Raw genomic sequence first — 10790 nt, 5'->3', positions numbered from 1 at the left:
TAACTCCCCCCCTCCTTGGGGCGGCCGGTTCTTTTGTTTATACCCCCCCCCCCCCCCCCGGCTTACACCCCGGGGGGGGCCCCCCGGGCCCCCCGGGGGCCCCCCACACGGGTCAGCAGATCAGACGGGCCAGGCGTCGGCCAGCATCTTCCGGGTGTCCGCCAGCAGCTGCGGCAGCACCTTGGTGTGGCCCACCACGGGCATGAAGTTGGTGTCGCCGCCCCAGCGGGGCACCAGGTGCTGATGGAGATGCGCGGCGATCCCCGCACCGGCCACCGCACCCTGGTTCATCCCGATGTTGAAGCCGTGCGCACCCGACGCCGCACGCAGCGCCGTCATCGCGCGCTTGGTGAAATCGGCGAGTTCCACCGTCTCCGGACCGTCCAGCTCGGTGTAGTCCGCGACGTGCCGGTACGGCACCACCATCAGATGCCCACCGTTGTACGGGTACAGGTTGAGCACGGCATAGACCTTCTCGCCGCGCGCGACGACGAGCCCGTCCTCGTCGGACATCGACGGAATGGCACAGAACGGGCAGCCGTCGCCGGCCTCCGGACCGGTCGGCTTGTTCTCGCCCTGGATGTACGCCATCCGGTGGGGCGTCCACAGGCGCTGGAACGCGTCGGGCGTTCCCACTCCGATCTGCTGCTCCGGCTCACTCGTCATGCCGATCAGCATATTGCTTACCCCGCGCGGAGCGTGTCGCCGGGGCCGGACCCGAACCCGCACCGCGATGCTTGGCCGATGAGCGACCGCACCCGGGCCCAGGCCCCGCCCGCCCTGACCCGGTGGGAGCAGCGCACCGAGGTACCGCTCTTCGCCGCGTCGCTGCTGTTCCTGCTGGGCTACGCGGCCCGCGTCCTCGCCCCGCACGACGCCGAACCGTGGCGCGACATCTCCCTCGCCCTGGTCGGCGCCACCTGGCTGCTCTTCGTCGTCGACTACGCCGTCAGGATCCGGCTCAGCCGCCTCGGCCACCGCTTCGTCCGGGCGCACTGGCTGGACACCCTGGTCCTCGTCCTGCCGCTCCTGCGGCCGCTGCGCATGGTCAAGGTCTACACGGCCGTCCAGAAACGCCGCGCCGAGCCCCGGCTGAGCCTGTACGCACGCGTGATGACGTACGCCGGCCTGACGTCGGTGCTGCTGGGCTTCTCGGCGTCCCTCGCCGTCTACCGCGTGGAGCGCGAGGCGCCGGGCGCTTCGATCCGGACCTTCGGCGACGCGGTCTGGTGGGCGTGCGCGACGCTCACGACGGTGGGATACGGGGACGCCGCACCGGTGACACCGGCCGGCCGGGTGGTGGCGGCCGGCCTGATGGTCTGCGGACTGGCCCTGCTGGGCGCGGTGACGGGCTCGTTCTCGTCGTGGCTGATCCAGGTGTTCCGGCGGGAGGACGAAAAGGGGCCCCCGGCGGGCGGGTAGCTCACCGGGGGCCCCTCCAAGGCACGGATCAGACCTGGACGCGTTCCTCGACAGCCTTGGCGATCTTGGCGATGGCGTCCTCGACCGGGATGCCGTTCTCCTGCGATCCGTCGCGGTAGCGGAAGGAGACGGCACCGTTGGCCATGTCCTCGTCACCAGCGATGATCATGAAGGGAACCTTGGCCTTCTGCTGGTTGCGGATCTTCTTCTGCATCCGGTCCGAAGAGGCGTCCACGTCGACCCGCAGCCCCTGCTTACGGGCCTTGGCGGCGAACTCCTGGAGGTACGGGATGTGCGCGTCACCGATCGGGATGCCGACCGCCTGCACCGGGGCCAGCCACACCGGGAACGCACCCGCGTAGTGCTCAAGCAGCACCGCGAAGAAGCGCTCGATGGAGCCGAACAGGGCGCGGTGGATCATCACCGGGCGCTGCTTGGTGCCGTCGGGGCCGGTGTACTCCAGGTCGAAGCGCTCCGGCAGGTTGAAGTCAAGCTGCACGGTCGACATCTGCCAGGTCCGGCCGATGGCGTCCTTGCACTGCACGGAGATCTTCGGGCCGTAGAACGCGGCGCCGCCCGGGTCCGGAACCAGCGGCAGGCCCTGCTTCTCGGCGACCTGGCGCAGCGTCTCGGTGGCCTCCTCCCACACCTCGTCGGAGCCGACGAACTTCTCCGGGTCCTTGGTGGAGAGCTCCAGGTAGAAGTCGGTCAGACCGTAGTCGCGGAGCAGGTTCAGCACGAAGGTGAGCAGCCGGTCGAGCTCCTCGGCCATCTGCTCGCGGGTGCAGTAGATGTGCGCGTCGTCCTGGGTGAATCCGCGCGAGCGGGTCAAGCCGTGCACGACACCCGACTTCTCGTACCGGTACACCGTGCCGAACTCGAAGAGGCGCAGCGGGAGTTCGCGGTAGGAGCGGCCGCGCGCATCGAAGATCAGGTTGTGCATCGGGCAGTTCATCGGCTTGAGGTAGTAGTCCACCCCGTCGTCGAGCTGCATGGGCGGGTACATGCCGTCGGCGTACCAGTCCAGATGGCCGGACTTCTCGAAGAGCTTGCCCTTGGTGGCGTGCGGGCTGTAGACGAACTCGTAGCCCTCCTCCTCGTGGCGGCGGCGCGAGTAGTCCTCCATCGCCATGCGGATGACGCCGCCCTTGGGGTGGAAGACCGCCAGGCCCGGGCCGATCTCGTCCGGGAAGGAGAAGAGGTCCAGCTCGCTGCCGAGCTTGCGGTGGTCGCGCTTGGCGGCCTCCTCCAGGAACTCCAGGTGCGCCTTCAGCTCGTCCTTGGTGGGCCAGGCGGTGCCGTAGATGCGCTGGAGCATCGGGTTCTTCTCGCTGCCGCGCCAGTACGCCGCGGCGTTGCGCATCAGCTTGAACGCGGGGATGTACCGGGTGGTCGGCAGGTGCGGGCCCCGGCAGAGGTCCTTCCAGCACAGCTCGCCGGTCTTCGGGTCGAGGTTGTCGTAGATGGTCAGCTCGCCGCCGCCCACCTCGACGTCCGCGCCGTCGTCCGTGGAGGCGGAGCCCTTGATGCCGATGAGCTCCAGCTTGTACGGCTCGTCGGCGAGCTCCTCGCGGGCCGCCTCGTCCGTCACGACCCGGCGGGAGAACTTCTGGCCCCGCTTCTGGATCTCCTGCATCTTCTTCTCGATGGCCTTGAGGTCCTCGGGCGTGAACGGCTTCTCGACGTCGAAGTCGTAGTAGAAGCCGTCCTTGACCGGCGGGCCGATGCCGAGCTTGGCCTCGGGGTGCAGCTCCTGCACGGCCTGCGCCATGACGTGCGCGGTGGAGTGCCGGAGGATGTTGAGGCCGTCCTCGGACGAGATCAGGACGGGCTCGACGGTCTCGCCGTCGGCGGGCACGTAAGCGAGGTCCTTCAGGTCGCCGGCGACGCGGACGGCGACGACGGTGCGCTCGCCGGGGAAGAGCTCGGCTGCCGTAGTGCCCGTCGTCACCACGCGTTCTTCCCGCTCGGAATCGCGCTGGATGATCACACGGACGTCTGACACCGGTCTCTCCTGACTCAGGGGGTGCGGCGCATTCCTCCTGCGCACGCAAGAGGAATCGTACCGAGCCGACGGCCTCCTTAGCGAAAGGGCCGCTCCTGACGGCCCCCGCACCCCTGCTCGCCCGCGCAGGCCTCCTCGAAATGGTCGACATTCTCCTGGAGCGATTTCATCAGCCGGTCCCGTTCCGCGTCGTCGACCTGCACGGGAACCACCTGCGAGGTCCTGGTCAGCCGCCGGAATCCGCCCCGGCTCCCCAGCCGGCCCTCCCCCCTATCGGCAGCCCCACCGGATGGGCGTGGCCCGCGATCCGGGTACGCCTCCTCGTCGAGCTCCAGCGGCACCTCGGCGCCCGCCAGGACCCGCAGCCGTACGATTCCGGCGCCGCGCGGTCCGGAGCGGCGCAGGCGTACGACGGCGCCGGTGACCCGAACCGGGGCCGCGGGTTCGTCCCGGAGGTAGCGGACGCCCGCCCGGCGCAGCGCGGGCAGGTCGCCCGGGGAGAACTCCACCGCTTCGGGGCGTGCCGGGCAGCCCTCCGGGGTTCCCGCTGCGGGCGCCCACTCCCGTGCGATCCCCGCGCCCTCGGAGCCGCGGACGAGCGCGACGACGGCCTCGGTCAGTTCGCGGCTGACGCCCGCGTGACGGCGCTGTCGAAGGCTTCCATGTCCCCCGTGGAAGGCGAACGTCGCGCCGGGTGGGCGAGCCGGTATCCGGTAGGTGCATTTCCACTGGACCTTGATGGTCACCTCGTCGTCGACGACATGGCCGGGGGCTCCGTGGCTTACGTGCCGGTCGATGCCGTTGTCGGGGAAGGGCTGCGACAGGGAGCACCCCGCCGCGGCCGCGTGCAAGTAGCCCACCTGGAGGGTCTCCATACAGGCGGTGGTGGCGAATGTGCCGCGCAGCGGTGCGATCCGCCGGGGCAGCAGCCCTCCCCCCGTAGCCTCCGGCACGGGAGGGGCCCCTGGTTCGGGCTGCGCGAGTGCCATGGCTCCGTGTGCCTTCCGGGCCGTGCCGATGAAGGCGCCGGACGCGGAGGTGTCTGCCAACTTCCGTCCCCGTCATATGTGTTGTCGCCGCAGCGGACGGGCCGCAAACGGCGTATCAGGCAAAGGGTGCGGGTATCACCGAACCGGGCAGAGGAATCACGCCATCTGCCGCTCGGGCGCGAGGAGTTCGGGGATGACTCACTGGTACGAGGGGCCACTGGCCGCTTTTGACACCGAGACGACGGGAGTGGACGTGGAGGGTGACCGGATCGTGTCGGCCGCCCTCATCGTCCAGGACAGTGCGGGCGGGCGGATGCGCGTCACCCGCTGGCTGGTCAATCCGGGGGTGCCGGTGCCCGTGGGGGCGACGGAGATCCACGGGCTGACCGACGACCATCTCCAGCGAAACGGGCGGTGGCCGGCGCCGGTGGTGGAGGAGATAGCCCGGGCGCTGGCGGAGCAGAGCGCGGCCGGCCGGCCGCTGGTGGTGATGAACGCGCCGTTCGACCTCACGCTGCTGGACCGGGAGCTGAAGCGGCACCGGGCGTCGTCACTGGCCGGCTACCTGGGGAACGCGTCGTTGTGCGTGCTCGATCCCCGGGTGCTCGACAAGCACCTGGATCGCTACCGCAAGGGCCGGCGCACGCTCACGGATCTGTGCGAGCTGTACGGGGTGACGCTGGACGGGGCACATGACGCGGCGGCCGATGCGGCGGCGTCACTGGAGGTGGTCCGGGCGGTGGGGCGGCGGTTCGCCACCCGGCTGGAGCGGCTGTCCCCGGCGGAGCTGCACACACTGCAGGCGGTGTGGCACGCGGCCCAGGCGCGCGGACTGCAGGCCTGGTTCACCAGGAGCGGTACACCGGAGACCGTGGACCCGGCGTGGCCGTTGCGTCCGGAGCTGCGCGCCGCCGCGTGAGCGGAACTGTCCGGGACACGCAGAGGCCGGTCCGTCGATGTCGCTGACGGACCGGCCTCTCCCGGGGTGGGCGATACTGGTTTCGAACCAGTGACCTCTTCGGTGTGAACGAAGCGCTCTCCCACTGAGCTAATCGCCCGGGAACGGGTTGAACCATACAGGGCTCGGCGGGTGTCGTTCAAACCGCTTCCAGCCGGGCGGCGAGCCCCCGGTGTCCGGCACGCATCATCAGGGCGTGGTTGGCCCGGAACAGCGGGCGGCCGGGCACGGCGAGCACCCGCATCAACGCCCGGCGCACCTCGACCTCCTGTTCGTACGTCGCGCGCGTCCCCGCCCCGTCCGGGGTGACCGTCCAGCGGGCCCAGCCGTCGAGGTCGCCGGTGAGGGTCACTTCGAGGATCCCGGCGAGCGGGTCGCGGCGGCTCTCACGGATGGTCGTGACGAGGTCGTACGGGAGGAACGAACGGATCCGGGTGGTGCCCGAGGTGTCGTCGACGCCGGTGACCTCGCGCACCTGCGGCCACCACTGGGGGTACTGCTCCACCTGCTGCAGGAGCGCGTACACGGCGGCCGGCGGGGCGGCGAGGTCCCAGATGCTCACAAATCGGTAGTGACTCCAGTTCATAGGTCCAGGATGCGCATACTCAGCCGGGGAACTGAGTATCCGCGCGCATGTCCGAACGCATGACCGCCGCCACACTCGCGTTCATGGAACATCTGCCGCCGCCCGCCGAGGAATTGGCGCTCCTCGACCGTGAGCTCGCCGGGCTGGATCTTCGCCGGTCCCAGCTGCTGCACCGCCGCGCCTGGCTGGTGACTGCCCTGCAGACGCCCGGCCCGCTGACGGTCACGCCGCCCACTCCCCCGTTCTCACCGGCGGTCCGCCCCTGGGGGGCCTCCACGGCTCCGGGCTGGGCTCCCGCTCCCCCGGCGCGCACCGGCAGTGCGCAGAATGTGCTGCTCGTCCTCGGCGGACTGCTGCTGACGGTCGCGGCCATCGCGTTCACCCTGGTGAGCTGGGGGCACATGGGCATCAGCGGCCGCTCGGCGGTCCTGGCGACCGTGACGCTGGCGGCGCTGGCCGCGCCCGCGGTGCTGCTGCGCCGGGGTCTGTCCTCGACGGCCGAGGCGCTCGGGGCTCTCGCTTATGTGCTGATGGTGCTGGACGCGTACGCGCTGCACGAGGTGGCGCTGCCCGGGGCAGGCGGTCTCGGCTTCGCCGCGACCGCTTCGGCGGTGCTGGCGGTGCTGTGGACGGCGTACGGGCTGCTGCTCGGCGGGCTGAGGCTGCCGCTGCCCGCCGCGGTGCTGGTCGCTCAGTTGCCGCTGTTGCTGTGGGCGTGGGCGGAGGGGGCGGGCGCCCTGGTCTTCGCCGGTGTGCTGCTGGCAACGGCGGCGATGGACTGTGTGATCGCGGTGTGGGGCAAGGGCGTTGCGGTACGGGTGGCGGCCTGCGCCGGGCTCTGCGCGACCGGTGGTGCGGGACTGCTGGTGGCACTGGTCGAGTCGCTGTCGGCCGATGGGCCGGCGGACGCGGTGGCGCCGGGCGCGCTGCTGCTGGCGGGTTCGGTGATCGCGCTGTCCGGGGCCCGGCGCGCCCCGTCAGGAGCCGCGGTGGCCGGCGGGCTGGTGGCCGGTCTGTCGGCCGTGGCCGCCACCGGTTCGGTGGTGGTGGCGGGCGTGTCCGGCAGCTGGGTGGTGCCGGTGTATCTGCTGTGCGGAGGAGCGCTGTTGGCCGGTGTGCGGGCTCCGGTGGGGCGTCCGGCCGGACAGGGGCTGGCGTGGGCCTCGGGAGTGGTGGCGGCGGGGTCGGTGCTGTTCGCGCTGCCGCCGGTCGCGGTGTCGCTGGTGGGTCCGGTGTCGCAGCTGGGGCGGGTGTGGGAGGGCGCGCCGCAGGGCGGTGCCCGGGGTGCGCTGGGTGCGACGGGGCTGCCGTGGCCGGAGCTGACCACGGCACCGCTCGTGCTGCTCGCGGTGGCCGCGGTGCTCGCGGTGGCGTACCGCTGGTGGGAGGGCGTGCTGCGCTCGGCCGGGCAGGTGTTCCGCCTCGGTCCCTCGGCGCGGGGCGCTGTGGGCGCGGCGGCCGCGGTGCTCGGCTGGACAGGCCTCGCGGTGCTGCCCGCCGCGCTGGACCTCTCGTACGCGATGGCCGTCGCGGTGCAGTCGGTGCTGGTCGCCGCCCTGTTCGCGGTGGCGGTGGGCGGTCTGCGCCGTGGGATGAAGGGGGTGGCCCTGACGGCCTCGGTGTGCGGGGCGGTCGGTGCGGTGGGCGTGGCGCTGCTGTCGCTGGCATCCGAACCGGCCGTGTATGCGGTGTTCGGGGCGCTGCTGGTGCTGTTCACCGCGGCTGCGGTGGCCCTGGACACCTGCGTGGCCGGGGCGTCGGGGCGCGACCGGGTGGCGGCGGCCGTGCAGACGGTGGCGGCGTGCGCGGCCGTGGTCTGTGCCGCGGTGCCGGCCGGTGCGTGCGGTGCGTCGCTGGGGCTTGCCGCCCATCGGGCGGCACCGCTGCTGCTGGCCGTGCCCGTGGTGACGGTGCTGCTGGGCGCCACGCTGCAGGGGCGCGCGATGGCGCTGCCTGTCGAACTGACCGGCGGTGCGGTGGCGGCGACGGCCGTGGTCATGGCTGCGGGCGACCTGCCGTTCCTGGCTCTGGTGCTGTCCCTGTGCGGCGTGCTGGCGGCGGGGACGGCACTGCGCCCGGAGCGGCGGCCGGTGGCGGGATATCTGGCGACGGCACTGTTCGTGCTGGCGGCCTGGGTCCGGCTGTCGGCGTCCGGGGTGTCGTCCCCGGAGGCGTACACCCTGCCGGTGACCGTTCCGGCGCTGGTGATCGGTGGTCTGCGGCGGCGCCGTGATGCCGCGGCGTCGTCGTGGACGGCGTACGGGGCGGGGCTGGCGGTGACGCTGGTGCCGGCGCTCGTCGCCGCCTGGGCCGATCCGCAGTGGCTGCGGCCGCTGCTGCTGGGGGCGGCGGCGCTGGTGATCACGCTGCTGGGAGCGCGGTCTCGGCTCCAGGCGCTGCTGGTGCTGGGCGGTGCGGTGCTGGCGCTGGATGCCCTGCACGAGCTGGCGCCCTACGTGGTGCAGGTGGTGGGTGCGATGCCGCGCTGGGTGGCGCCGGCGCTGGCCGGGGTGCTGCTGCTGGCGGTGGGGGCGACGTATGAGAGGCGGCTGCGCGACGCCCGGCGGTTGCGGGACGCCCTGGGCCGGATGCGGTGACACCCCGCGGGACCGGCCCGGGGCGCCCTCACGGGCCTCAGGCCGGCATGCCGTCACCGACGAGGGCGAGGTTCTCGATGGCGGCGAGCCCGTACAGTGCGGTGCCGTTGCTGTAGAGCCAGTTGACTTCGCTGCCCGGGACGGTGGTGACCGGGCCGCTCACCTTCTCGTTCTTCCAGGGCGGATTCCTTGTATCCGTCGCTGTGTTGCGGAACTTCTCCCAGGCGCGGGCGGCGAGCTTCTCGCCGCCGCTCTGCATGCCGGCGTGGGCGTCCATCCGCGCGTGGCCCTGGAAGAGGAGCATGCTGCCGAAGTCCGAGCCGTAGCGGGCCTGCTGTTCTGCCCTGGTGGCATTGAAGTAGCGGCAGTAGTCGAGGGAGGCCTCCTTGAACTCCGGCATGTCCTTGACCTGCTCGGCCTTCTTCCGGTCGGCGTAGCCGCCGGCCTTGACCCGTGCCGGCGACTCCGCCCCTGCGTTTGATTCAGTCAGGTTGATTGAATCGTTTTAGAAAGCGCTTTCCGGATCAGCAGCAGGAAGAGCCGTGTGCGGCGTCAAAAGCCGGGACGAAAATCGTCGAAGCACTTGAACTGCGCACGCGAAAACGCCGACGGCCCGGAAGCTTCAACGAGCTTCCGAGCCGTCGGTCCGGGGTGGGCGATACTGGGTTCGAACCAGTGACCTCTTCGGTGTGAACGAAGCGCTCTCCCACTGAGCTAATCGCCCGGGCGCACGCCAAACATTACCCCATGTCAGCGGTGCCCCCCGACCGGCTCCAGGTCACTCGTGGATCTTCCACGGCATGACGATTCCGAACTTCCACACGTAGATCCCCACCAGCACCGCGATGATCACGAGACCGATCACGGTGAGCGCGATATTGCGCCGTCGGACCTTGGGATCGAGGGCACGCCTGGCTGCCTCGGTGACCTTCCGCCGCGTCCAGCGCAGCACCAGCTGGGCCCAGACGAACTCGGTCGCCCAGATCGCCATGCCGCCGAAGATCACCAGCCAGCCGGGGCCCGGCAGCGGCAGCATGATGATGCCCGCCACCACCACGGCGAGGCCGACGATGAACACCCCGACCTGCCAGCTCAGGTGCAGCGGCCTGGAGGCCTTGATGAATCCGGGCGCCCTGGAGCCGAGACCGGGGTCCCCCTCCGGCACATCCCGCGCGACGTCCCCCGTCACGCCTCCCGCCCCTGCCACGTCCCCCGTCGCGGGCGACGGATCCGCCGGTGCGGCGGCTCCGTCCCGCTCGTCACTCTCCGCATTCATGGGGGTCAACCTACCGGAACGCTCGTCGTCACCGGAATGGCCGCATCACCCAAAGTTACACACCGCTGTACGAGCTACCTGAAGGATCACAAAACGGTCAGAGGGGTTTACAACGCCACCGTAGGTGGCATGTCGATTTCGCCGACGTGCGAATCCCCGAGCGCACACTGAGCGAAAGGCCCTGGCGCTTATGAACACCACGGTCAGCTGCGAGCTGCACCTGCGCCTCGTTGTGTCGAGCGAGTCCTCACTGCCTGTACCCGCGGGCCTGCGGTATGACACGGCCGATCCGTATGCCGTGCACGCCACCTTCCACACCGGAGCGGAGGAAACGGTCGAGTGGGTTTTCGCCCGCGACCTCCTTGCCGAGGGGCTGCACAGGCCCACCGGCACCGGAGACGTCCGCGTCTGGCCATCCCGTAGTCACGGCCAGGGCGTCGTCTGTATCGCGCTGAGCTCCCCAGAGGGCGAAGCCCTGCTCGAGGCCCCGGCGAGAGCCCTGGAGTCGTTCCTGAAGAGGACCGACGCCGCGGTTCCGCCCGGCACCGAGCATCGTCACTTCGATCTCGATACGGAGCTCTCACACATCCTGGCCGAGAGCTGAGCCAGGCCGAGAACTGCACGACGCCGTCCGACTCGGGGAGACGGCGTCGCGCGGACAACCTCATACGGCAGAAACCGGCGCCGTCACCACGGAATCCACCGTGGTGACGGCGCCGGTCCGCGTCCGCCGGTCCGCCCGGCCCCGGCGCCCGGGGGACTGCGCGGCGTGCAGCCGCGGCCTCGCCCGTGCCGATGTCAGAGATGTCCTCAATCGCCGGACAGGCTTGATGTGGCCGGCCCGGCGATGCGGCCGGACCCCGGGCGGATGTAGCCGAACCCCGGGCGATGCGGGCCGGTCCCGGGCGATGCAGGCCGGTCCCGGGCGATGCAGGCCGGTCCCGGGCGATGCAGGCC

The 10790-nt window shown here is 71.1% G+C and carries 8 protein-coding genes, 2 tRNA genes and 2 pseudogenes; 4 read left to right on the top strand and 8 right to left on the bottom strand.

Annotated features, from left to right (window positions below; genetic code table 11):
- Positions 1-120: 120 nt before the first annotated feature.
- A complete protein-coding gene (locus tag ACFVW8_RS27000; protein WP_145762438.1) occupies positions 121-678 on the bottom strand; it encodes an HIT domain-containing protein in 558 nt (185 codons plus the stop codon).
- 66 nt (positions 679-744) lie between these two features.
- Between ACFVW8_RS27000 and ACFVW8_RS26995 the strand changes: the two genes are divergently transcribed.
- The gene (locus tag ACFVW8_RS26995; protein WP_389694344.1) at positions 745-1422 is read left to right on the top strand and encodes a potassium channel family protein; all 678 of its coding nucleotides are present in this window, start codon (positions 745-747) and stop codon (positions 1420-1422) included.
- 28 nt (positions 1423-1450) lie between these two features.
- On the opposite strand, the gene thrS is transcribed toward ACFVW8_RS26995, so the two are convergent.
- Positions 1451-3427 (bottom strand): threonine--tRNA ligase, encoded by a 1977-nt coding sequence (gene thrS / locus ACFVW8_RS26990; protein ID WP_389694342.1) that lies wholly within the window; start codon positions 3425-3427, stop codon positions 1451-1453.
- A 77-nt stretch (positions 3428-3504) separates the two neighbouring features.
- A pseudogene (locus ACFVW8_RS26985) lies at positions 3505-4103 on the bottom strand (hypothetical protein); the annotation flags it as partial.
- Between the two features lie 506 nt (positions 4104-4609).
- Here ACFVW8_RS26985 and ACFVW8_RS26980 point away from each other — a divergent pair.
- Entirely contained in the window at positions 4610-5335 is a 726-nt protein-coding gene (locus tag ACFVW8_RS26980) for a 3'-5' exonuclease (RefSeq protein WP_389694340.1), read from the top strand.
- Positions 5336-5402: 67 nt separating this feature from the next.
- Here the strand turns inward: ACFVW8_RS26980 and ACFVW8_RS26975 are convergent.
- Together ACFVW8_RS26975 and ACFVW8_RS26970 are read right to left on the bottom strand one after the other, a co-directional pair.
- Positions 5403-5474: transfer RNA gene (locus tag ACFVW8_RS26975), tRNA-Val, on the bottom strand.
- Between the two features lie 39 nt (positions 5475-5513).
- Positions 5514-5960: an SRPBCC family protein gene (locus ACFVW8_RS26970; protein WP_389694338.1), complete on the bottom strand. Its 447-nt coding sequence runs from the start codon at positions 5958-5960 to the stop codon at positions 5514-5516.
- 47 nt (positions 5961-6007) lie between these two features.
- Here ACFVW8_RS26970 and ACFVW8_RS26965 point away from each other — a divergent pair, with 47 nt between their 5' ends.
- Positions 6008-8557, top strand: coding sequence for an SCO7613 C-terminal domain-containing membrane protein (locus ACFVW8_RS26965; protein WP_389694336.1), 2550 nt, complete (start codon positions 6008-6010; stop codon positions 8555-8557).
- A 37-nt stretch (positions 8558-8594) separates the two neighbouring features.
- Here ACFVW8_RS26965 and ACFVW8_RS26960 read toward each other — a convergent pair.
- The 3 genes and pseudogenes from ACFVW8_RS26960 to ACFVW8_RS26950 form a co-directional block, all read right to left on the bottom strand.
- A pseudogene (locus ACFVW8_RS26960) lies at positions 8595-8960 on the bottom strand (Tat pathway signal sequence domain protein); the annotation flags it as partial.
- 249 nt (positions 8961-9209) lie between these two features.
- A tRNA-Val gene (locus ACFVW8_RS26955) sits at positions 9210-9281 on the bottom strand.
- 54 nt (positions 9282-9335) lie between these two features.
- Complete coding sequence (locus ACFVW8_RS26950) at positions 9336-9833, bottom strand: TIGR02611 family protein (protein ID WP_389694334.1); 498 nt, start codon at positions 9831-9833, stop codon at positions 9336-9338.
- Between the two features lie 190 nt (positions 9834-10023).
- Between ACFVW8_RS26950 and ACFVW8_RS26945 the strand changes: the two genes are divergently transcribed.
- Positions 10024-10437: an SsgA family sporulation/cell division regulator gene (locus tag ACFVW8_RS26945; protein ID WP_003959770.1), complete on the top strand. Its 414-nt coding sequence runs from the start codon at positions 10024-10026 to the stop codon at positions 10435-10437.
- Positions 10438-10790: the final 353 nt, after the last annotated feature.

Source organism: Streptomyces sp. NPDC058221 (assembly GCF_042882365.1).
In the GTDB taxonomy this organism is placed as follows: domain Bacteria; phylum Actinomycetota; class Actinomycetes; order Streptomycetales; family Streptomycetaceae; genus Streptomyces.
This window is presented reverse-complemented; position numbering and strand designations above follow the sequence as displayed.